This window comes from Pseudomonas sp. 2995-1 (genome assembly GCF_002742505.1).
GTDB lineage: Bacteria > Pseudomonadota > Gammaproteobacteria > Pseudomonadales > Pseudomonadaceae > Aquipseudomonas > Aquipseudomonas sivasensis.
On record NZ_LJSA01000490.1, the window covers coordinates 274436 to 297703 of the forward strand.

22 protein-coding genes are annotated in these 23268 nt (G+C 59.9%); all 22 read left to right on the forward strand.

Going from position 1 to position 23268, the window contains the following annotated elements; translation table 11 throughout:
• Positions 1-8: 8 nt before the first annotated feature.
• The 22 genes from AOA61_RS25885 to fliM all read left to right on the forward strand — a co-directional run bounded on the left by AOA61_RS25885 (position 9) and on the right by fliM (position 23237).
• On the forward strand, positions 9-1649 hold the full coding sequence (locus AOA61_RS25885; protein ID WP_099603015.1) for a flagellar hook-associated protein 3: 1641 nt from the start codon (positions 9-11) through the stop codon (positions 1647-1649).
• A 276-nt stretch (positions 1650-1925) separates the two neighbouring features.
• Entirely contained in the window at positions 1926-2855 is a 930-nt protein-coding gene (locus tag AOA61_RS25890) for a ketoacyl-ACP synthase III (protein WP_032887863.1), read from the forward strand.
• Between the two features lie 265 nt (positions 2856-3120).
• The gene (locus AOA61_RS25895; RefSeq protein ID WP_099603016.1) at positions 3121-4545 is read left to right on the forward strand and encodes a flagellin; all 1425 of its coding nucleotides are present in this window, start codon (positions 3121-3123) and stop codon (positions 4543-4545) included.
• A gap of 74 nt (positions 4546-4619) precedes the next feature.
• A complete protein-coding gene (locus tag AOA61_RS25900) occupies positions 4620-4970 on the forward strand; it encodes a flagellar protein FlaG (protein WP_095185426.1) in 351 nt (116 codons plus the stop codon).
• 80 nt (positions 4971-5050) lie between these two features.
• The gene (gene fliD, locus AOA61_RS25905) at positions 5051-6442 is read left to right on the forward strand and encodes a flagellar filament capping protein FliD (protein WP_099603017.1); all 1392 of its coding nucleotides are present in this window, start codon (positions 5051-5053) and stop codon (positions 6440-6442) included.
• Positions 6443-6581: 139 nt separating this feature from the next.
• Positions 6582-6986 (forward strand): flagellar export chaperone FliS, encoded by a 405-nt coding sequence (gene fliS / locus AOA61_RS25910; RefSeq protein WP_032887870.1) that lies wholly within the window; start codon positions 6582-6584, stop codon positions 6984-6986.
• 26 nt (positions 6987-7012) lie between these two features.
• Entirely contained in the window at positions 7013-7309 is a 297-nt protein-coding gene (gene fliT, locus AOA61_RS25915) for a flagellar protein FliT (RefSeq protein ID WP_028617332.1), read from the forward strand.
• A gap of 170 nt (positions 7310-7479) precedes the next feature.
• Positions 7480-8955: a sigma-54 dependent transcriptional regulator gene (locus AOA61_RS25920; protein WP_099603018.1), complete on the forward strand. Its 1476-nt coding sequence runs from the start codon at positions 7480-7482 to the stop codon at positions 8953-8955.
• 110 nt (positions 8956-9065) lie between these two features.
• On the forward strand, positions 9066-10277 hold the full coding sequence (locus tag AOA61_RS25925; protein ID WP_099603121.1) for a PAS domain-containing sensor histidine kinase: 1212 nt from the start codon (positions 9066-9068) through the stop codon (positions 10275-10277).
• Between the two features lie 6 nt (positions 10278-10283).
• Positions 10284-11660, forward strand: a complete 1377-nt coding sequence (locus AOA61_RS25930) for a sigma-54 dependent transcriptional regulator (protein WP_099603019.1) — start codon at positions 10284-10286, stop codon at positions 11658-11660.
• Between the two features lie 128 nt (positions 11661-11788).
• A complete protein-coding gene (gene fliE / locus AOA61_RS25935) occupies positions 11789-12118 on the forward strand; it encodes a flagellar hook-basal body complex protein FliE (protein ID WP_017134937.1) in 330 nt (109 codons plus the stop codon).
• Between the two features lie 16 nt (positions 12119-12134).
• A complete protein-coding gene (gene fliF, locus AOA61_RS25940) occupies positions 12135-13916 on the forward strand; it encodes a flagellar basal-body MS-ring/collar protein FliF (RefSeq protein ID WP_032887876.1) in 1782 nt (593 codons plus the stop codon).
• The gene (gene fliG / locus AOA61_RS25945) at positions 13909-14925 is read left to right on the forward strand and encodes a flagellar motor switch protein FliG (RefSeq protein ID WP_032887877.1); all 1017 of its coding nucleotides are present in this window, start codon (positions 13909-13911) and stop codon (positions 14923-14925) included. Before fliF ends, fliG begins: the two co-directional genes overlap by 8 nt.
• Positions 14926-14935: 10 nt before the next feature.
• Positions 14936-15700 (forward strand): flagellar assembly protein FliH, encoded by a 765-nt coding sequence (fliH, locus tag AOA61_RS25950; protein ID WP_032887879.1) that lies wholly within the window; start codon positions 14936-14938, stop codon positions 15698-15700.
• On the forward strand, positions 15690-17048 hold the full coding sequence (gene fliI / locus AOA61_RS25955; RefSeq protein ID WP_032887880.1) for a flagellar protein export ATPase FliI: 1359 nt from the start codon (positions 15690-15692) through the stop codon (positions 17046-17048). The genes fliH and fliI overlap by 11 nt, the downstream gene beginning before the upstream one ends.
• 3 nt (positions 17049-17051) lie before the next feature.
• Positions 17052-17501, forward strand: coding sequence for a flagellar export protein FliJ (gene fliJ, locus AOA61_RS25960; RefSeq protein ID WP_032887882.1), 450 nt, complete (start codon positions 17052-17054; stop codon positions 17499-17501).
• 167 nt (positions 17502-17668) lie between these two features.
• Positions 17669-17974 carry an STAS domain-containing protein gene (locus tag AOA61_RS25965; protein ID WP_095185430.1) on the forward strand — a complete coding sequence of 102 codons (306 nt, stop codon included), beginning with the start codon at positions 17669-17671 and terminating at the stop codon, positions 17972-17974.
• Positions 17971-19689, forward strand: a complete 1719-nt coding sequence (locus tag AOA61_RS25970) for a fused response regulator/phosphatase (protein ID WP_099603020.1) — start codon at positions 17971-17973, stop codon at positions 19687-19689. Before AOA61_RS25965 ends, AOA61_RS25970 begins: the two co-directional genes overlap by 4 nt.
• A 30-nt stretch (positions 19690-19719) precedes the next feature.
• Positions 19720-20064: an Hpt domain-containing protein gene (locus AOA61_RS25975; protein ID WP_032887887.1), complete on the forward strand. Its 345-nt coding sequence runs from the start codon at positions 19720-19722 to the stop codon at positions 20062-20064.
• A gap of 131 nt (positions 20065-20195) precedes the next feature.
• A complete protein-coding gene (locus tag AOA61_RS25980; RefSeq protein WP_099603021.1) occupies positions 20196-21530 on the forward strand; it encodes a flagellar hook-length control protein FliK in 1335 nt (444 codons plus the stop codon).
• Between the two features lie 222 nt (positions 21531-21752).
• Entirely contained in the window at positions 21753-22259 is a 507-nt protein-coding gene (fliL, locus tag AOA61_RS25985) for a flagellar basal body-associated protein FliL (protein WP_032887891.1), read from the forward strand.
• 9 nt (positions 22260-22268) lie between these two features.
• Positions 22269-23237 (forward strand): flagellar motor switch protein FliM, encoded by a 969-nt coding sequence (gene fliM / locus AOA61_RS25990; RefSeq protein ID WP_010208755.1) that lies wholly within the window; start codon positions 22269-22271, stop codon positions 23235-23237.
• Positions 23238-23268: the final 31 nt, after the last annotated feature.

Below are 23268 nucleotides of genomic sequence, written 5' to 3' on the forward strand. Positions count from 1 at the left end.
CTGGGACGATGCGCATTTCTACACAGCAGTATTTCGACACCAGTGCCAGCAAGTATCAGAACAATTATTCAGGTGTGGTGCAGGCCCAGCAGCAGGCCAGCTCCGGCGTGCGTGTGCAGACCGCCGCCGATGATCCGGTGGCTGCCCAGCGCTTGCTGATGCTGCAACAGCAGAAAGATATGCTGTCGCAGTACAGCGGCAATATCACCAGTATTCAGAACAAGCTGACTAACGAAGAAAGCATCCTGGATGCGATCAACACCACGATCCAGGCCGGCAGCCAACTGGCGCTGCGTGCCGGTGGCGTGACCAGTGATGCTGACCGCAAGTCCATTTCGGTTGAGGTGGGCGCGCTTGAGGATCAACTGTTGGGCTTGCTCAACAGCAAGGACTCGGCCGGCAACTATCTGTTCTCAGGCTCCAAGACCGACACGCCGCCGTACTCGCGCAACAACGATGGTACTTACAGCTATCAGGGCGACGAGAACGAGCTGAGCCTGCAGGTATCCGAGACCCTGACGGTTCGCACCGGCGACACCGGCAAGACCATCCTGGAAGGGGCGGTCAATACCAGTCGCACCCAGTCCAATTACCTCGCGCCTGCCACTGCGCCGGTGGCGCCTGCGATTTCGCCGCCGCTGGTCGACGACCACAAGGTCGCCTTATCGAGCGGCCTTGTGACTTCGGGTTCCGACTACACCCGGCAGTTTGCCGACGGCCAACCGTACAAACTGACGTTCACCAGTAGCACCCAGTACGTCATTACCGACAAAGACAACAACGACATTACTTCGCAGGTTGCCGGTAACGGGACGTTCGACTCCACCAAGGAAGGCAGCGCCAGCGTCAACCTGCGTGGCGTCAAGTTCGATATCACCGTAGACCTGACCGACCTTGCCACCGGGCCTGATGCCGATGCGCTGGTCAAGGGGCGTGAGTTCAGCCTCAGCGCCAAGCCTGACGGGTTCAACATCGCTCGAACCCCGAGCAACACTTCCAGCGCGCAATTGACCAATGCCAGCGTCAGCAGTGCGGCCAACTATTCGAGCACGTTTCCTAACAGCGGCGTATTGATCAAGTTCGACGACACCGACCCGACGGCCTACAAGGTCTATGCCCAGCCGTATACCGCCGGCAGCAAACCGATCGTGGACAATGGCGTCATCACTCCCGGCACCGGCACCCCGCCGGGCCCGAGCACCATCACGGCGGCAGGCGTTACCTTCGAACTGAGCGGCACGCCGAACGTTGGCGACCAGTTTTCGGTGGGCAACACCACCCAGAAAACCCAGAATGCCCTCGATACCCTGGGCCAACTGCGTATGGCTCTGGAGCAACCGGCAGACGGCATTCCGGGCGCGCGGGTCAAACTTCAGGACGCCTTGAATGCCGCCGTCAGTAACCTGACCAGCTCGGCCGACCAAGTGGACAACGTACGTGGCTCCATCGGTGCGCGTGAGAATGCGTTGACGGTGCAGGCCAGCGCAAACACTAGCATCAGCTTGGCCAACACCACGACCATGAGCGCACTGGCCAACGTCGACATGGGTGAGGCGGCGATCAACCTGACGCTTCAGCAAACCATGCTCGAAGCCTCGCAGCTGGCGTTCGTGAAAGTCTCGCAGTTGAGCCTGTTCAACAAGATGTAAGTGGCGCCAAGTCAAGCGGCCCGCTCTGGAAACAGGGCGGGCCGTTGTCGTTTCTGGGGTTAAATTGTTGAAACGTTTTGCATAAAGCGCACAAAATTGAGTGACCTGTGAGTCATAAAGCGCATCTTCACTGTATCGTGTGAAAAGGATAAGTCGTCACAGGGTCCTTGCGGGGCGGCTTTCAGCGAGATTTTTATGGGGTTATCCCCTTTATTGTCAGCACTCCGGGCGCAGTCCTCGGGGTGTTCTCCAGCTATTTAGTATTGGGAAGCCACAATGATTGGCATAAAAAGCATCGCCAGTTACGTGCCGGCAGACGGGATCGATAACTACGCCCAGGGTGCCAAATTCGCCAAGGATGAAGAATTCATCATTGGCAAGATCGGTTCTGCGTTCCTGCCGCGCAAGGAAGCCGCGCAGGAAACCTCCGATCTGTGTGTCGAGGCGGTTAACGCTTTGTTTGCCAACAACCCGGATCTGAAGCGCGAATCGATTGATGCGCTGATCGTCGTCACCCAGAACGGTGATGAAGAGGGTTTGCCCCACACCGCCGCGATCGTCCAGGACAAACTGGGCCTGCCGACGCATGTGGCGGCCTTTGATATTTCCCTGGGCTGCTCCGGCTACGTCTACGGTATCTACGCGATGAAGGGCTTCATGGAAGCCACTGGCCTGAAAAACGGGCTGCTGATCACCGCCGACCCGTATTCGAAGATCGTCGACCCGGAAGACCGTAACACCACCATGCTGTTCGGCGACGCCGCTACCGCCACCTGGATGGGTGAAGACGCGCCGTGGTTGCTGGGCAAGTCCAAATTCGGCACCGACGGTTCCGGCGCACCGCACTTGAAGGTCAGTGATGGCGTGTTCTTCATGAACGGTCGCCAGGTCTTCAACTTCGCCTTGCTCAAGGTGCCGGCGCATTTGCACGAGCTGCTCAACGAGTCGGACCTCAAGGCTGATGAGATCGACGCGTTCTGCATTCACCAGGGCAGTGCGGCCATCGTTGATGCCGTGGCACGCCGTTTTGAAGATGCCCCGGTGGACAAGTTCATCAAGGACATGGTCGAGACCGGCAACACCGTGTCGTCGAGCATTCCGCTGCTGCTGGAAAAGCACGTGATGGACGCCAAGTGGAAGCGCGTGGCAATCAGCGGTTTTGGTGTGGGTCTGTCGTGGGGTTCGGCGATTCTGTATCGCCCGTGACGCTTTAATAGGCTGCATAAAAAAACGCCGATGATTTAGAAATCATCGGCGTTTTTTATTTGGCGCCAGAAAAGCCAATGAATCCGGGGTTTTGAGCTGATGTAAGCCGTTGAATTGCAAAGGGTGGCACGGCGCCAGTAAAAAAAATCAAAAAAATCCTCAAGCAACTGCCTACCACGACGATAACTATTACGTAGGTTCTCAGGCCACACCCGGCGGTTGCCAGGGCCGGAAGCCGCAGTATCCATCCAACGAGGATTTCGTCATGGCTTTAACAGTAAACACCAACATTGCTTCGATCACTACTCAGGGCAACCTGAACAAAGCTGGCGGCGCCCTGGCCACTTCCATGCAGCGCCTGTCTTCCGGCCTGCGTATCAACAGCGCTAAAGACGACGCAGCTGGCCTGCAGATCGCTAACCGCCTGACCAGCCAAATCAACGGCCTGGGTCAAGCAGTAAAAAACGTGAACGACGGTATCTCCATCGCTCAGACCGCTGAAGGCGCGATGCAGGCTTCGACCGACATCCTGCAAAAAATGCGTACCCTGGCTCTGTCTTCCGCTACTGGCTCCCTCAGCGCTGACGACCGTAAGTCGAACAACGACGAATACCAGGCTCTGACTTCGGAACTGACCCGTATCTCGCAAACCACTACTTTCGGTGGCCAGAAGCTGCTGGACGGTTCGTACGGTACCAAAGCTATCCAGGTTGGCGCTAACGCTAACGAAACCATCAACCTGAGCCTGGAAAACGTTGCAGCCAACAACATTGGTTCGCAGCAGGTCAAAACCAAGGCCATCGTGCCTAGCGCAACTGGCCTGGCTGGCGGCGACATCACTGTTACCGGCAACGGTCAGACCAAAACCGTAACTTACGCTGCAGGCGCTTCGGCTAAAGACATCGCTGCGGGCCTGAACGGTTCGATCGGTGGCCTGACCGCTACCGCCAGCACTGAAGTCAAACTGGAAGTAGGCGCTGCCACTCCGTCGAACTTCAAACTGGCTGTAGGTAGCGGTGCCGCTGTTGATTTCGTCGGCGTGAAGGACCTGGCCGGCCTGGCTGACCAGCTGAAATCGAACGCTGCCAAACTGGGCATCAGCGTTAACTACGACGAATCCAACAAAACCCTGTCGGTTAAGTCGGATTCCGGCGAAAACCTGTCGTTCTCGGGTGCTGATACCAACGCTCAGGCCAACATCCTGGTTGGCGCTAAAGACGGCGCTGGCGCATTCGCCACCCCGGCTGCTCTGGGTGCTGCTGCAATCGTTGTGACCGGTCAGGTTTCCCTGGATTCGGCTAAAGGCTACTCCCTGAGCGACGCTGGTACTGGTGTATCGGACTTGTTCTCGGCTGCTACCGTTTCGTCGACCAAGACCACCATCTCTAACACCGACGTGACCGACGCTACCAACGCTCAAAACGCGCTGGCTGTTATCGACAAGGCCATCGGCACCATCGACGGCGTTCGTTCGGGCCTGGGTGCTACCCAGAACCGTCTGACTACCACTGCAGACAACCTGCAGAACATTCAGAAGAACTCCACCGCTGCACGTTCCACCGTTCAGGACGTCGACTTCGCTTCCGAAACCGCCGAACTGACCAAGCAACAAACCCTGCAGTCGGCTTCCACCGCGATCCTGTCGCAGGCTAACCAGCTGCCATCCGCTGTACTGAAGCTGCTTCAGTAATCCCAGCGCTTGGTAACTAACGGAAGGGCGCGTCTACGTGCCCTTCCGTTTTTTCGGTTTAGAGGAGATTGGACATGGACATGAGTGTAAAGCTGAACCAGTCTTATCCGCCGGTTGCACCTCAAAGCGCACCTGCCAAGGTAGTGGCTGACAACAACGTTCTGAATGTCCAGGCAACGCCCGCGATTAGCCAAGAGCCCGCACGCGCCGACCTGGAAAAAGCAGTCACCGATATTCGCGATTTCGTTCAAGCTACCCAGCGTAGCCTCGATTTTTCCATTGATGATTCCACCCACCGTGTGGTGGTCAAGGTCATCAATACCGACAATGGTGAAGTGATTCGCCAGATTCCGTCGGAAACAGCATTGAAGCTGGCACAGAACCTCAGCAGCGCAAGCAACCTGTTGTTTGACGACAAGGCCTGAGCTGGCATGAAACTTGTTGCTGTCCTGTCTTGAGGCGTAATAAGTCAAGATAACGGCAGCCACCGAACAGGAGATAGATGATGGCGGGTTCAACGGTAAGTGGTATCGGTTCGAACATCGATACGCAAGCGATCGTGACATCCTTGGTTAACGCCGAAAAGGTGCCCAAGCAAACGCAGATCAATACCGCGTCCGCGAAAGCGACCACCACGCTGTCTTCGATCGGCAAGGTTCAGGCAGCGCTGGATGCGTTTCGTAACGCCCTGGACACCATGTCCAAGGACAGCAGCTTCACCGGTTTGAGCGGTTCGTCGTCGGATGAAAAGACCGCGACCATGACGGCCAGCAATACGGCCTCGAACGGCAGCTTCCGGTTGATCGTCGACCAGTTGGCCCAGGCGTCCAAGCTGTCGAGCAAGAACTTCAGCGGTGGCACTTCGACGGTTGTCAACGCGACGGATAAGCCGACCACGTTGACCATCAGTCAGTCCGGCAAGGCTTACGACCTCAGCGTTCCAGTCGGCGCGACCCTGCAGCAGGTACGTGACTCGATCAATACGCAGTTTGGCACGTCGGGGCTGAGTGCCAACATCCAGACCGATTCCAACGGTTCTCGATTGATCCTGACCTCTACCAATATGGGGACGGGCTCGGACCTCACGCTTTCTGGCACCTCGGGGCTGGATGTGGGCGCCACGGTCGTTGATCCGCCCAAGGATGCGCTCTACAGCATCGATGGTGTTTCGTCTGTGTCCAAGTCCAACACCATCACTGGTGCTCTTAGTGGCGTGGATATCAAGCTGGTAGCTGCGTCGACTTACAAAACGGGCAGTGAGGGTGAAAAGAACGCCACGCTCATCACCGTCAGCACCAACAACACCGCGCTCAAGTCCGGGGTCAAGGGGTTCATTGACACCTACAACGCCCTGATCACAGCGATGAACGCCGAAACCAAGGTCACCACGAACTTGGACGGCAGCACCACTGCGGCAGCGTTGACGGGTGACTCGACCATGCGTTCGTTGCAGAGCACGATCCGCAATGAGTTCAACGCGCTGTCGGGCAACGGGGCCTTCAAGTCACTGGCTCAGTTCGGCGTGACCACCAGTTCGACCACTGGTCTGCTGGCGATTGATGACAAAAAGTGGGACGCGGCGGTTAAAACCAACGGCGCCGACATCAACAGTATGTTCAGCGGTAAAGACGGCATGCTGGCGCGGATGAAAAGCGCCACGGATGACTTTGCCAAGGCGAGCACCGGTATCTTGGCGACGCGTTCGACGTCCTTGTCGGACACGCTGAAGGACCTGACCAAAGACCAGGCCACGCTCGACGAGCGCATGACCCTGCTCACCAGCAGCCTGTCGGCCAAATACAACGCCATGGACACCCTGGTCGCCCAATTGCGCCAGCAAAGCACCAGCGTCATGACCACGCTCAACGCCTTGAACAACGTCAAGACCAATAGCTGATGCCTGCGCATGAAAAAGGCCAGGCAATCTGCCTGGCCTTTTTTTATCGCGGGACAACTGGCCCTAAAGCTTTTTGCGAACCCGTCGACATATTGGTTACTAGAATCCTTTTCGCTGTCGCCCGTCACGAGGTAGAAACATGAATCCCATGAGAGCCCTTCGCCAATACCAGAAGGTCAATTCCCATGCTCAGATCTCCGAAGCCAGCCCTCATCGCCTGGTGCAGATGCTGATGGAAGGCGGGCTCGACCGCATGGCCCAGGCCAAGGGCGCGCTGGCGCGTGGCGACATCGCCCAGAAGGGGCTGATGCTCGGCAAGGCCATCGATATCGTGATCGGCCTGCGTGACGGCCTGAACGCTGAAAAGAGTGATAACCCGGCTTACGTTCAGCAGTTGGAAAGTCTGTATGCGTACATGACCAACCGTCTGATGGAAGCCAACCTGCATAACGACGCTGACATGATCGACGAAGTTGCTCGTTTGATGATTACCGTTAAAGAAGGCTGGGATGCGATTGGCGCGCCACAGGCTGCAGCAGAATAAGGCCTGGGTGCCTTGAGGAACACGTCATGAGCCAAGCACTGCAACGCATTGATGAAACCCGTGAGGCGCTGATGGGCGCGCTGGCAGACCGTAACTGGGACGCCATTGGCGAGCTGGATATGGGCTGTCGCGACGTGATCGAGCAGGTGCTCAGCGAAGCACCGGTGGATGAGGATGCGTTGCGTGAAAAGCTTGAGAGTCTGTTGGCGGTATACCAGCAATTGCTTGAGGTGACGACCGGCGAACGCCAGGCGATTTTCGAAGAGATGTCGCAGATCAACCAAGCGAAAAATGCGTCAAAGGTTTACCATCTGTTCGGCTGAACAGTCGAAGTTAATCCTACCGGCGCGTCATAAATTTGACCGTGCCAGCATTTTTGACTTAACTAGTGCTGTTTTCAGATTTCAGACGTCTATAAGGTAAGAAGTCTTACAGGCGCCTCGATTGCCCTCAATCTCGGGGCAGGAAGTTTTACTAGGGAAGTTGCTATTGCATGTGGCGTGAAACCAAAATTCTGCTAATCGATGACGATAGCGTCCGCCGCCGCGACTTGGCGGTGATTTTGAATTTTCTTGGCGAAGAAAATCTGCCCTGCGGTAGCCATGACTGGCAGCAGGCGGCCAGCTCATTGTCATCGAGCCGTGATGTCATTTGTGTGCTGATCGGGACAGTAAACGCTCCAGGCGCTGTTTTGGGCTTGTTAAAGACACTGTCTACGTGGGATGAGTTCCTTCCGGTCCTGCTGATTGGTGATATTTCTTCTGTCGAGCTGCCGGAAGACCAGCGCCGCCGCGTGCTTTCCAGCCTGGAAATGCCTCCCAGCTACAGCAAATTGCTTGATTCCCTGCACCGTGCCCAGGTCTATCGCGAGATGTACGACCAGGCCCGCGAGCGCGGTCGCCACCGCGAACCTAATCTATTCCGCAGCCTTGTCGGCACCAGCCGCGCGATCCAGCACGTGCGCCAGATGATGCAGCAAGTGGCCGATACCGACGCCAGCGTGCTGATCCTCGGCGAGTCGGGCACTGGCAAAGAAGTGGTCGCGCGTAACCTGCATTACCACTCCAAGCGCCGCGACGGGCCATTTGTGCCGGTCAACTGCGGGGCGATCCCTGCAGAGCTGCTCGAAAGCGAACTGTTCGGCCATGAGAAGGGCGCCTTTACCGGGGCGATCACCAGCCGTGCCGGGCGTTTCGAGCTGGCCAACGGCGGCACCCTGTTCCTTGACGAAATCGGCGACATGCCGCTGCCGATGCAGGTCAAGCTGTTGCGCGTATTGCAGGAGCGCACCTTCGAGCGCGTGGGCAGCAACAAGACCCAGAGCGTCGACGTACGCATCATCGCCGCTACCCACAAGAACCTCGAAAGCATGATCGAGGTGGGCAGCTTCCGTGAAGACTTGTACTACCGCCTAAACGTTTTCCCAATCGAGATGGCCCCGCTGCGTGAGCGCGTGGAAGACATCCCGCTGCTGATGAATGAACTGATCTCGCGCATGGAACACGAAAAGCGCGGCTCGATTCGCTTCAACTCCGCTGCGATCATGTCCCTGTGCCGCCATGGCTGGCCGGGCAACGTCCGTGAGCTGGCCAACATGGTGGAGCGCATGGCGATCATGCACCCCTACGGTGTGATCGGCGTGGTCGAGCTGCCGAAGAAATTCCGCTACGTCGACGACGAAGACGAGCAGATGGTCGACAGCCTGCGCAGTGACATGGAAGAGCGGGTCGCCATCAACGGCCATACCCCGGACTTCGGTTCTACCGCCATGCTGCCGCCGGAAGGTCTCGACCTCAAAGACTACCTCGGCAACCTGGAGCAAGGCTTGATCCAACAGGCCCTGGACGACGCCAACGGCATTGTCGCCCGTGCCGCCGAGCGCCTGCGTATCCGTCGAACCACCCTGGTGGAGAAGATGCGCAAGTACGGTATGAGCCGCCGAGAAGGTGATGAACAGGCAGATGATTGACGCCTGTTTTTCAAGCCGCTGATTAATCAGCGGTTTTTTTTCGGCACAAGTATTGCTACAGCCCTCGCAACGTTCCGTTTAACTGACGGTCAGCCAAGCGAGAGAGCATGATGCCCCACGCCGCCCAACTATCTTCGGCCCCTGCCATCCAGGGACTGATTGCGCCTGTAGAACCGCAGACCCGCCAGGGTCTTGAACAAGCGTTCTTGCAGTTCAACCAGATGTCGAGCCAATTGACTGATTCCTACAGCCTGCTGGAGGCCCGAGTCTGCGAGCTGAAAGGCGAACTGGCGGTGGTTAGCGCCCAGCGCATGCAAGAGCTGGCCGAGAAAGAGCGCTTGGCCAACCGTCTGCAGAACCTGCTGTCGCTGCTGCCCGGTGGCGTTATCGTCATTGACGAAGAGGGCCGCGTGCGCGAAGCCAATCCGGCAGCCTGCGACATGCTCGGCCTGCCGCTGGAAGGCGAGCTGTGGCGCCACGTCATTACCCGCTGCTTTGCGCCGCGCGAGGATGATGGTCACGAAATCTCCCTTAAAGACGGGCGCCGCCTATCCATCGCTACCCGTTCCCTGGACGCTGAGCCAGGGCAATTGGTGCTGCTCAACGACCTGACCGAAACCCGTCACCTGCAAGACCAATTGGCGCGCCACGAGCGTTTGTCCTCGTTGGGCCGAATGGTCGCTTCTTTGGCGCATCAAATCCGTACGCCGTTGTCGGCGGCCTTGATTTACGCCAGTCATTTGACTGATGAACAATTGCCCGCTGCCACGCAGCAGCGGTTTGCTGGCCGTCTCAAAGAGCGCCTGCACGAACTGGAGCATCAGGTACGCGACATGTTGGTGTTTGCCCGCGGCGAATTGCCGCTGACTGACCGCGTGACACCTGCCCAATTGATGCAGGCCCTGCAAGCGGCGGCTGCCACCCATATTCAAGACACTCAGGTGCGTTGGCAGTGCGACAGCCACCTTGGCGAGTTGCTGTGCAATCGCGACACCCTGGTGGGCGCGTTGCTCAACCTGATCGAAAACGCTATCCAGGCCAGCGGCCCGGGCGCACGGCTCAAGGTGCACCTGTACAACCGCGAGCAGACCCTGCGCCTGTGCATCAGCGACAGCGGTGCCGGCATTGATCCTGTGGTGCTTAAGCGCCTTGGCGAACCCTTTTTCACCACCAAGACCAATGGAACCGGCCTCGGCCTGACCGTGGTCAAGGCTGTGGCGCGTGCCCATCAGGGAGAATTGCAGCTGCATTCCCGGCTGGGGCGTGGCACGTGTGCATTGATGAGCTTGCCGCTGTTTTCATGCGCGGCAAGCGCGGAGTAAAAAGTAATGGCTATCAAGGTTCTGTTGGTGGAAGACGATCGCGCCCTGCGTGAAGCATTGGCGGACACGCTGCTGTTGGCGGGTCATGACTACCGGGCGGTCGGTTCTGCCGAGGACGCCTTGGACGCGGTGGAGCAGGAAACCTTCAGCCTGGTGGTCAGTGACGTGAACATGCCGGGCATGGACGGCCACCAGTTACTGGCCTTGCTGCGCGCGCGCCAACCGCAACTGCCGGTATTGCTGATGACCGCCCACGGTGCGGTGGAGCGTGCGGTGGACGCCATGCGCCAAGGCGCGGCGGATTACCTGGTCAAGCCGTTCGAACCCAAGGCGCTGATCGAACTGGTGGCGCGGCACGCCCTGGGCGTGATCCCTGCCAACGAAGGCGAAGGCCCGATTGCCTTCGAGCCGGCCAGTGCGCAATTGCTTGAGCTGGCGGCCCGGGTGGCGCGCAGTGATTCCACGGTGCTGATCTCCGGCGAGTCCGGTACCGGTAAAGAGGTGCTGGCACGTTACATCCACCAGCAATCCACTCGCGCCAAACAACCGTTCATCGCCATCAATTGCGCGGCGATCCCCGACAACATGCTTGAAGCCACCTTGTTCGGTCATGAAAAAGGCTCGTTCACTGGCGCCATCGCGGCCCAGGCGGGCAAGTTCGAACAGGCCGATGGCGGCACCATTCTGCTGGATGAAATCTCGGAAATGCCTCTGGGCCTGCAAGCCAAGCTGCTGCGGGTGTTGCAAGAGCGCGAAGTGGAGCGCGTCGGTGCGCGTAAACCGATCCAGTTGGATATCCGTGTGGTCGCCACCACCAACCGCGACCTCGCTGGCGAAGTGGCGGCGGGGCGCTTCCGCGAAGACCTGTTCTACCGGCTATCAGTATTCCCCCTGGCCTGGCGCCCGCTGCGTGAGCGTCCGGCGGACATCATTCCGCTGGCCGAGCGGTTGCTGAACAATCACGTCAAAAAAATGAAGCACGCCCAGGCGCGGCTCTCGGCCGAGGCGCAAGCGTGTCTCATCAGCTATCCCTGGCCGGGCAACGTGCGCGAGTTGGATAACGCCATCCAGCGCGCGCTGATTCTGCAGCAGGGTGGCTTGATCCAGCCCCAGGATTTCTGCCTGGCCATGGGCAGTGGTGCGGCCCCATTGCCTACCTTGGCGCCCGCGCCGGTGGTTGCAGAGGCTGAGTCTGCCGGTGCCCTGGGGGACGACCTGCGTCGCCGCGAATTCCAGATGATCATCGACACCCTGCGCGCCGAGCGCGGCCGTCGCAAAGAGGCCGCCGAGCGTCTGGGCATCAGCCCGCGCACCCTGCGCTACAAGCTGGCGCAGATGCGCGACGCCGGGATGGACGTCGAGGCGTATCTGTTCGCCACATAACCGGTAACAACGGCGATAAGGTTTGTCGCCTTTTCTTACGAGTTGATACAGAGCTGGCACCCTTGTTGCTACCTCCCCTAGTAATCGCTGCGTAGTGTCAAAAATTTGCGGGTTGGAGAGAGAAGTTCATGAGCCAGGGTATTGAGTTCAATCGGTTGATGTTGGATATGCGCTCCATGCAAATGGATGCCATGGCTCAACCGAAATCCGTCGCGCCAGCGCCGGAATTGGGCCAAAGCAGCTTCGCCGACATGCTCGGCCAGGCCATCAACAAAGTCAGTGACACCCAGCAAGCTTCCAGCCAGTTGGCCACCGCGTTCGAGATCGGCAAAAGCGGCGTGGACCTCACCGATGTGATGGTCGCCTCGCAAAAGGCCAGCGTCTCCTTTCAGGCTCTGACCCAAGTGCGTAACAAGTTGGTTCAGGCCTATCAAGACATCATGCAGATGCCGGTTTAAGGGCGAGATTTAAGTCATGGCAGAAGCAGTCTCCGACAACGTACCCGCCAAGGCAGACGGCAAGCCGCCGCTGTTTGGCCTGTCGTTCCTGGAAAACCTCTCGGAAATGACCATGTTGCGTCAGGTGGGCCTGATGGTCGGCCTGGCTGCCAGCGTGGCGATTGGTTTCGCCGTGGTGTTGTGGTCGCAACAACCCGATTACCGTCCGCTTTACGGCAGCCTGGCGGGCATGGATTCCAAGCAGATCATGGAAACCCTCGCCGCCGCCGACATCGCCTACACCGTAGAGCCCAACTCCGGCGCGCTGTTGGTTAAGGCCGATGACGTGGCCCGTGCGCGCATGAAGCTTGCCGCTGCCGGGGTAACGCCGTCCGACAGCAATATTGGTTTTGAAATCCTCGACAAGGACCAGGGCCTCGGGACCAGCCAGTTCATGGAAGCCACGCGCTACCGTCGTGGCCTGGAAGGCGAGCTGGCCCGCACCATCTCCAGCTTGAACAACGTCAAGGGCGCCCGTGTGCACTTGGCCATTCCGAAAAGCTCGGTGTTTGTGCGCGACGAGCGCAAGCCAAGTGCCTCGGTACTGGTGGAACTGTTTTCCGGCCGTTCGCTGGAGCCTGGTCAGGTCCTGGCGATCATCAACCTGGTGGCCACCAGCGTTCCCGAACTGAGCAAGTCGCAAATCACCGTTGTCGACCAGAAGGGCAACCTGCTGTCCGACATGGCGGAAAACTCCGCCCTGACCCAGGCCGGCAAGCAATTCGACTACAGCCGCCGTATGGAAAGCATGCTCACCCAGCGTGTGCACAACATCCTGCAACCGGTGCTGGGCAACGACCGCTACAAGGCTGAGGTATCCGCCGACGTGGACTTCAGTGCCGTCGAGTCGACCTCCGAGCAGTTCAACCCGGACCAGCCAGCGCTGCGCAGCGAACAGTCCACCAGCGAACAACGCACCGCCAGCAATGGTCCGCAAGGCGTGCCGGGTGCCCTTAGCAACCAGCCACCGGCGCCGGCTTCGGCCCCGCAAACCACCGGTGGCGCTGCTGCCACCGCTGGCGCGATTCAGCCCGGCCAGCCATTGTTGGACGCCAACGGCCAGCAGATCATGGACCCGGCCACCGGCCAACCGATGCTCGCCCCGTACCCGGCGGACAAGCGTAACCAGTCCACCAAGAACTTCGAACTCGATCGATCCATCAGCCACACCAAGCAGCAGCAGGGTCGCGTCAATCGCCTGTCGGTGTCGGTGGTGGTCGATGACCAGGTCAAGGTCAATGCGGCGGATGGCGCCGTTACCCGTGCGCCGTGGAGCGCCGACGAATTGGCGCGCTTCACTCGCCTCGTGCAGGACGCCGTCGGCTTTGACGCCAGTCGTGGTGACAGCGTCAGCGTGATCAACATGCCGTTCTCCGCCGAGCGCGGTGAAGTCATCGCCGAAGCGGCGTTCTACACCCAGCCGTGGTTCTGGGACATCGTCAAGCAAGTGCTGGGTGTGTTGTTCATCCTGGTATTGGTGTTCGGCGTGCTGCGCCCGGTGCTCAACAACATCACCGGCAACGGCAAGAACAAACAACTGGCGGCGTTTGGCGGCAGTGACGTCGAGTTGGGTGGCATGGGCGGCCTGGACGGCGAACTGGCCAACGACCGCGTCAGCCTCGGCGGCCCGCAAAGCATCCTGTTGCCAAGCCCGAGCGAAGGTTACGACGCTCAGTTGAACGCAATCAAAAGTCTGGTAGCAGAAGACCCGGGCCGTGTGGCCCAGGTCGTGAAAGAGTGGATTAACGCAGATGAGTGATCGAGCCGCTGTTGCCAAGCTCACCAAGGTCGACAAAGCCGCAGTTCTGCTGCTGTCGCTCGGTGAAACCGATGCCGCCCAAGTGCTGCGCCACATGGGGCCCAAAGAGGTCCAGCGTGTGGGCGTGGCCATGGCGCAGATGCGCAATGTGCACCGTGAGCAAGTCGAGCAGGTGATGAGCGAGTTCGTCGAGATCGTCGGCGACCAGACCAGCCTGGGCGTCGGCTCCGACAGCTACATCCGCAAGATGCTCACCTCGGCCCTGGGCGAAGACAAGGCCAACGGCCTGATCGACCGCATTCTGTTGGGTGGCAACACCAGTGGTCTGGACAGCCTCAAGTGGATGGAACCGCGCGCCGTCGCCGACGTGATCCGCTTTGAACACCCGCAGATCCAGGCCATCGTGGTGGCGTACCTCGACCCGGACCAGGCCGGTGAAGTGCTCGGCCATTTCGACCATAAAGTGCGCCTGGACATCATCCTGCGCGTCTCGTCGCTGAACACCGTGCAGCCGGCGGCCCTGAAAGAATTGAACACCATCCTGGAGAAGCAGTTCTCCGGCAACTCGAATGCCTCGCGGACCACCTTGGGTGGTATCAAGCGTGCGGCAGACATCATGAACTTCCTCGACAGCTCGGTCGAAGGCCAGTTGATGGACTCGATCCGCGAGATCGACGACACCCTGTCCGGCCAGATCGAAGACCTCATGTTCGTGTTCAACAACCTCTCCGATGTCGACGATCGTGGCATCCAGGCGTTGCTGCGCGAAGTGTCCTCCGACGTGCTGGTGCTTGCCCTCAAAGGCTCGGACGAAGGCGTCAAAGAGAAGATCTTCAAAAACATGTCCAAGCGTGCTTCCGAACTGTTGCGCGACGACCTGGAAGCCAAAGGCCCGGTGCGCGTCAGCGACGTGGAAACCGCGCAGAAAGAAATCCTCACCATTGCCCGCCGTATGGCCGAAGCCGGAGAAATCGTTCTCGGTGGTAAGGGCGGCGAAGAAATGATCTAAGGCGCCCCTGATGTCGAACAAAGATGAGGCGCCCAGCGATCTGATTCGCGCACGGGATGTCGGTGGGTTCGACATCTGGTCGTTGCCCAGCTTCGACCCGCATGTGCCCGAGCCTGAGCCGGAACCCGTTGAAGAAACGCCGGTGGAAATGGAAGAAGTGCCGCTGGAAGAAGTCCAGCCACTGACCCTGGAAGAGTTGGAAAGCATCCGCCAGGAGGCCTACAACGAAGGCTTCGCTGCGGGTGAAAAAGACGGTTTTCGCAGCACCACTCTCAAGGTGCGCCAAGAGGCCGAAGCGGCGCTGAGCGTCAAGCTGGCCAGCTTGGAACGCTTGATGGGTGTGCTGTTCGACCCTATCGCCGAGCAGGATGCGCAGATTGAAAAATCCATGGTCGGCCTGGTGGAGCATATTGCACGCCAGGTGATCCAGCGCGAACTGGTGCTCGACTCCAGTCATATCGAAAGCGTGATGCGCGAAGCGCTCAAGCTGCTGCCCCTGGGTGTCGGCAATGTGCGTCTGTACATCAACCCGCAGGATTTCGAACAGGTCAAAGCCCTGCGCGAGCGCCATGAAGAAACCTGGCGCATCGTCGAAGACGCAGCACTTCAGCCCGGTGGTTGCCGGGTCGAGACCGAACACAGCCGCATTGATGCGACGGTGGAAACCCGCATCAGCCAGATCATGGCCAAGCTGCTGGATCAAGTCCACGAGCAGGTGTTGAACCCCGCTGAACCTGACCTCAGCGTCGACCTGGACGCCGCCGATGCGCCTTGATCGCACCAGCTTCGTCAAGCGCCTGAGCGGCTACGTCGAGGCCACTGAATTGCCCGGCCAGCCGATCCTTGAGGGGCGTCTGTTGCGCATGGTCGGCCTGACCCTCGAAGCCGAGGGCCTGCGCGCCGCCATGGGCAGCCGCTGCATGGTGATCAACGACGACAGCTACCACCCGGTGCAGGTCGAAGCGGAAGTGATGGGCTTTTCCGGCAACAAGATCTTCCTGATGCCCGTCGGCAGCCTGGCGGGCATCGCCCCTGGCGCCCGTGTGGTGCCGCTGGCCGATACCGGCCGCCTGCCCATGGGCATGAGCATGCTCGGCCGGGTGCTGGACGGCGCCGGTCGTGCGTTGGACGGCAAGGGCGGCATGAAAGCCGAAGACTGGGTGCCGATGGACGGCCCCACCATCAACCCGCTCAACCGCAACCCCATCAGCGTGCCGCTGGATGTGGGCATCCGCAGCATCAACGGTTTATTGACGGTCGGCCGCGGCCAGCGTCTGGGCCTGTTCGCCGGTACCGGTGTGGGTAAGTCGGTGTTGCTCGGCATGATGACGCGCTTTACCGAGGCCGACATCATCGTGGTGGGGCTGATCGGCGAGCGGGGCAGGGAAGTTAAGGAATTCATCGAGCACAGCCTCGGTGAAGAAGGCCTCAAGCGCTCCGTCGTCGTCGCCTCCCCAGCGGATGATGCGCCGTTGATGCGTTTGCGCGCGGCCATGTACTGCACGCGCATCGCCGAATATTTTCGCGACAAGGGCAAGAACGTCCTGTTGCTGATGGACTCGCTCACCCGTTTTGCCCAGGCCCAGCGGGAAATCGCCCTGGCCATCGGCGAACCGCCGGCGACCAAGGGCTACCCGCCGTCGGTGTTCGCCAAGCTGCCGAAACTGGTGGAGCGCGCCGGTAATGCCGAGGCCGGTGGCGGCTCGATCACTGCGTTCTACACGGTGTTGTCCGAAGGCGATGACCAGCAGGACCCTATCGCCGACTCGGCGCGGGGCGTGCTCGACGGCCACATTGTGCTGTCGCGCCGTTTGGCCGAAGAAGGGCACTACCCGGCTATCGATATCGAAGCGTCCATCAGCCGGGTCATGCCGGCGGTGGTCACGCCGGAGCATATGGTCCGCGCGCAACAGTTCAAGCAGTTGTGGTCGCGCTATCAACAGAGCCGCGACCTGATCAGCGTTGGCGCCTACGTGGCCGGTGGCGATCGCGACACCGACCTGGCGATCGCCCTGCAACCGCAGTTGGTGACTTACCTGCGCCAAGGCCTCAACGACAAGATCAGCATGGGTGAAAGCGAAGCGCATCTGCATTCCATCTTCGCCCCTGCGCCAGGCGGCTAAGCCATGGCCAACAGCCGCGCCGCGCGCCTGGCCCCCGTGGTGGACATGGCCGAAAAGGCCGAAAAAACCGCCGTACAGCGCCTGGGTTATTTCCAGGGCCAAGTGCGCTTGGCGGAAAGCAAGTTGGGTGACCTGGAACGCTTTCGCGGCGAGTACCAACAGCAATGGATCGAGCGCGGCACCAAGGGCGTTTCGGGTCAGTGGCTGATGGGCTACCAGGGCTTTCTCAACCAGTTGGAAACCGCCGTGGGCCAACAGCGCCAGAGCCTGGCCTGGCACCAGAACAATCTCGATAAGGCCCGCGAAAGTTGGCAAGAGGCGTTTGCCCGGGTCGAAGGATTGCGCAAGCTGGTGCAGCGCTATATCGATGAAGCGCGGGCGCTGGAAGACAAGCGTGAGCAGAAGTTGCTCGATGAGCTGTCACAGCGTCTTCCCCGCCAATCACAATTCTGAAGGTGCGAGGGGGCTTGCCCCCGATAGCGATAGATCGGTCACTGAATTTGTTGACTGACCCACGGCTATCGGGACCAGGCCCTCTTCCGCATTTGACCTGCGGTGTTGCCCGGATCTCATTCGCCTGCTACACCTTGTGTCTATGCCCATGACAAGGAAGCAGTCGCATGTCAATCGAGTCAGAAGTATCCCTGGACGGGAAGAAGTTGACGATCGCTATCAAGGGACGGTTTGATTTCGGCAGTCATCAGACGTTTCGTGACGCCTACGAGCGTTACTACAAAGTGCCTGAGCTGTATGTGGTCGATCTGAAAGAAACCACGTACATGGACAGCTCGGCCTTGGGCATGCTCCTGCTGTTGAGGGACCATGCTGGCGGCGAAGAGGCGCAGGTTGAGGTGGTCAACACCAACTCCGATGTGCGCAAGATCCTCGCCATCTCCAACTTCGACAAGCTGTTCGACATCAAGTGAGCGCCCAGGCCCCCGCGGTTGAGCCGCTGACGATCCTGATCGCCGATGATAACGCTGCCGATCTTCTGTTGCTGTCGACCATTGTGCGGCGCCAGGGGCATCAGGTGCTCACCGCTACCAACGGCGAGGAAGCCGTCGAAGTCTTCGCCCGCGAACGGCCGCAGCTGGTGCTGATGGATGCCTTGATGCCAGTGATGGATGGCTACGGCGCTGCGCGGTGGATCAAGCAACTGGCGGGGGAAGAACTGGTCCCCATCATTTTCCTCACCTCCCTGCGCGAAAGCGCTGCCCTGGCCGAGTGCCTGGATGCCGGCGGTGATGACTTCCTGCCCAAACCCTATAACCAACTGATCCTGGCGGCCAAGATCAACGCCATGGACCGCCTGCGCCGCCTGCAAGCCACGGTGTTGCAGCAACGCGACATGATTGCCAAGCACCACGACTACCTGCTGCATGAGCAGCGCGTGGCCAAGGCAGTGTTCGATAAGGTCGCCCACTCCGGCTGCATCAATGCCGCACCGAACATCCGCTACCTGCAATCGCCCTATGCACTGTTCAATGGCGACCTGCTGCTGGCGGCCTACACGCCGTCAGGCGACATGCACGTGCTGCTCGGCGATTTCACCGGCCATGGCTTGCCGGCGGCGGTGGGCGCTATGCCCCTGGCGGAAGTGTTCTACGGCATGACCGCCAAGGGCTATGGCCTGACGCAGATCCTTCGGGAGATGAATGCCAAGCTCAAGCGCATCCTGCCGGTGGACATGTTCTGCTGCGCCACCCTGTTGTGCCTGAGCACCGAGCGGCGCGTGGTGGAGGTGTGGAACGGGGGCATGCCCGACGGTTATGTGCATGACATCGCCACCGGCAAGCGCACCCCGATGCAGTCGCGGCATTTGCCGTTGGGGGTGTTGTCGGCGCAAGCCTTTGATGACCGCACCGAAGTCTGGCCCATGGCGTTGGGCGACCGTGTGTTCCTGCTGTCCGACGGCGTGTTGGATACCGCAGATGCCAACGATCAACTGTTCGGCGCCGAGCGTTTGCAGCAGGTCTTTGCGGCCAATCGCGAGCCCAATCGTCTGTTTGAAGACATCGAACAGGCCCTGGCGGCGTTTCGCGGTGAAGCGCGTGACGACGTGAGCATGGTGGAAATCACCCTGCAGCACGGCCAATCCCTGCGCGCCACCGGGCCGTTGTATGCCGACAGCGGCCAATCCTGCCCGCTGGATTGGTCGGTGAGCTTTGAGTTTCGCGCCGAGACCCTCAAGCGCTACAACCCTTTGCCCTATCTGCTGCAACTGCTGCTTGAGATCCACGGCCTGCGCGAGCAGAGCGGGGCGCTCTACAGCGTGATGGCTGAGCTGTATTCCAACGCCCTGGAACATGGTGTGCTGGGGCTGGACTCGCGGCTCAAGCGCAATGCCCAGGGGTTTGCCGAATATTACCGCCAGCGCAATGACCGCCTGGCGAAGTTGAACAGCGGTTACGTGCGGGTGCATGTGCAGGTGGTGCCCACCCACATGGGCGGCAAAATGACGTTGCGCCTGGAAGACAGCGGGCCGGGTTTCGACGTGGAACAGATGCTGGCACGGCCGCTGGACGTCGATCGTCTGTCGGGTCGGGGCCTTAGCCTAGTGCGCCAGTTGAGCAGCGACGTACGCTGGTCTGACGGTGGGCGCAGTGTCTGCGTGGAGTTTTGCTGGGGGGCTCTGGCATAATCCGCCGATTCTTGATCAAGGAGCGAGCAAGTGGCAGAGATTCATATGGACCCGCAGGTGTTGTCGGGTTTGCAGGAGGTTATGGAGGGCGAGTATCCCAAGCTGCTTGATACCTTTCTTGATGACTCCCAGAAACGCATCGAGGCCCTGCACCAGGCGCGGGATGATGCCAAGGCGTTGGGACGGATTGCGCATAGTTTCAAAGGGAGCAGTGGGAACCTTGGGGCGCTGCGGTTGGCGCAGTTGTGTCAGTCGCTTGAGGCCAGGTCTTCTGAGCCGGCTTCGGACTTGGGGGAGTTGGTGGATCAGATTGATCGGGAGTTTGCGTTGGTGCGGCCGTTGTATGAGCACGAAAGGCAACGGTTTCAACTTTGATGGGTGACCTGTCCGTTACCGAATAACGGATAGGCCCACCCAAAAAACCGCAATCCAAGAAACCTGGCCCAACTCTTGCTCTATCTCCAGATACTGCATCCCCGACCCCCATGCAGTGGAGACCTTTACCTATGCCAGTCGCCCCCAATTCGCTTCTTCAGGCTGCCCCCGCGGCCAAGCCTCAAGCGCCCGCTGCCAACCCAAAGGTAGCGGCTGCGGACCCACGGGACAAGGGCCCTGGCTTCGCTCAAGTGTTCGCCAGCCAAGGCTCGAAACCGTCGGTCAAAACCGACGACAACGCGGCTAAACCCACACGCGACAAGCCTGTCGACGCCAGCGCCAAGCCGGCTGCCGGTACCGACAAGCCTGCCGCCAGTACACCGGCGGTTGCCGATAGCGGCAAGACCTTGCCTGCCAAGCCGTCCAACGACAGCGCCAATAAGGATGACGACGCACCCGCCGATCCAGCACTCGCGCAGCAGCCCCCGACTGATCCCGTCGTCGACCCGGCCATGATTGCCGCTGTCACGCCTGTGGTCTTGCCGGTGGTCGTGCCGGTGGAAACCCCGGAACCCGCCGCTGCCGCCCAGGACGACAAGGCCCTGCCGTTGGTCGCTGTGCCCATCGCGGCGACCGAGGAGGTCAAGCCGGTCTTCGATCCTGAGGCTGATCCCCTGGATGCCATGCCGGCCGTGCGCCTGGCGATGGAGCAGGGCGGGCATGTGTCGGCCAGCAGCCAGGCGCCGGCCAAAACCGCACCGACGACTACCCAGGACCAGCCAACCGCCGCGCAGAACTTTGCCGCTGGCCTGGCCACAATGGTCGACCAGCAAGCCACCAAAGACAGCACTGACCAAGGCGGTGACAAGGCCTTCAGCGGCTTGATCGAAGACGGCCTCAAAGACCTTAAAAACGCCACCAGCGACACCCGTGTCGATGATTTCGCCAATCGTTTGGCGGCATTGACCCAGGCGGCCACGCCGAGAACGGCCAACGCTTTGCCGCCGGTGACGAATGCGCCACTGGCCATGCACCAGAGCGGTTGGACCGACGAGATCGTCAATCGGGTGATGTACCTGTCCAGCGCCAACCTCAAGTCGGCGGAGATCCAGTTGCAACCGGCTGAACTCGGTCGTCTGGATATCAAGGTCAACATGACCGCCGACCAGCAAGCCCAGGTCAATTTCATGAGCGCCCACCTGGTGGTGCGTGAAGCGCTGGAAAGCCAGTCGGGTCGCCTGCGGGAAATGTTTGCGCAACAGGGTATTGGGCAGGTGGACGTCAACGTGTCCGACCAATCCCGTGGTCAGGAGCAGCAACAGCAGCAGGCCCAGACCAGTGGCGTGAGTCGCAGCGGGCGAGGGGCTGACAGCGGCGACAGTGGCAACCACATTGATGTGGCTGAAGCCGTGGTGCCAGTGAGCTCTACAGTGATCGGCTCCAGCGCCGTGGATTACTACGCCTGACTTGAGCCGCGTACAGATCCAAATTGTGGGAGGGGGCTTGCCCCCGATGAGGGTGTATCAGTCAACCGATGTATGAACTGACACACCCTCATCGAGGCAAGCCTCCTCCCACATTTGTTTTGTGGTGTTCGTTCGTCTCTGCCTGCCAGACAACTCTGGCATAACACTTGCTCTTGCCTATCCGTAGATCTATGAATTCCCGAATAGTGACGGATTATTGGCATGGCGAAGAGCGACGACGCAGCAAAAGCACCCGCACCGGCAGGCAAAGGCAAGCTCAAGCTTATCCTGATGATAGTCGTGGGCCTGCTCCTGGCCATCGGGGCCTCGGTGGGCGGCACTTGGTACATCATGCATAGCAGTGCAAGCAAACCGGCACCTGCCGCCGAAACCGCCAGTAACGTCAAGCCACCGGCAATCTTCGAGCCGATGCTTCCGGCCTTTGTCGCCAACTTCAATCAGAACGGTCGCCAACGCTACCTGCAAGTGAGCATCACCTTGCTGGCACGGAATGCGGCGGACCTGGATGCCCTCAAAGTGCATATGCCGGTGATCCGCAACAACCTGGTGATGCTGTTCTCCGGGCAGAGCTTCGACACCTTGGCCACCCCGGTGGGCCAGGAAATGCTGCGCCAGAAGGTCACTGCCAGCGTGCAGGAAGTGGCCCAGAAGGAGCTCGGCAAAGTCGTGGTCGAGCAGGCGCTCTTCACTAACTTCGTATTGCAGTAGGATCACGACATGGCCGTGCAAGACCTGCTGTCCCAGGATGAAATCGACGCGCTGTTGCATGGCGTCGACGACGGTCTGGTACAGACCGAAATGGCTGCCGAGCCCGGCAGCGTCAAAAGTTATGACCTGACCAGCCAGGATCGCATCGTCCGTGGACGCATGCCGACGCTGGAGATGATCAACGAACGCTTCGCTCGCTACACCCGGATCAGTATGTTCAACATGCTGCGCCGCTCGGCGGACGTGGCGGTGGGCGGCGTGCAGGTGATGAAGTTCGGTGAGTACGTGCATTCGCTGTACGTTCCCACCAGCCTTAACCTCGTCAAGATCAAACCGTTGCGCGGCACTGCGCTGTTCATCCTCGACGCCAAGCTGGTGTTCAAGCTGGTGGACAACTTCTTCGGCGGTGACGGTCGTCACGCCAAGATCGAAGGCCGTGAATTCACCCCCACCGAATTGCGCGTCGTGCGCATGGTGCTGGAGCAGGCCTTCATCGATTTGAAGGAAGCCTGGCAGGCGATCATGGAAGTCAATTTCGAGTACATCAACTCGGAAGTGAACCCGGCCATGGCCAACATCGTCGGCCCGAGCGAAGCGATTGTGGTGTCCACTTTCCACATCGAACTCGATGGCGGCGGCGGCGACCTGCACGTGACCATGCCGTACTCGATGATCGAGCCGGTGCGCGAGATGCTTGATGCCGGTTTCCAGTCCGACCTGGACGACCAGGACGAGCGTTGGGTCAAGGCCTTGCGCGAAGACTTGCTGGACGTCGATGTGCCGCTGAGCGCCACCGTAGCCCGTCGCCAATTGCGCCTGCGGGATATTTTGCACATGCAGCCGGGAGACATCATCCCGGTCGAATTGCCGGAAGAAATGATCATGCGCGCCAACGGCGTGCCGTCGTTCAAGGTCAAGCTGGGTTCCCATAAGGGCAACCTGGCGCTGCAAGTGGTTGAGCCGATCAACCGTCGCTGATGCATCCCCTATTTATGAATGTTTGCTCCGC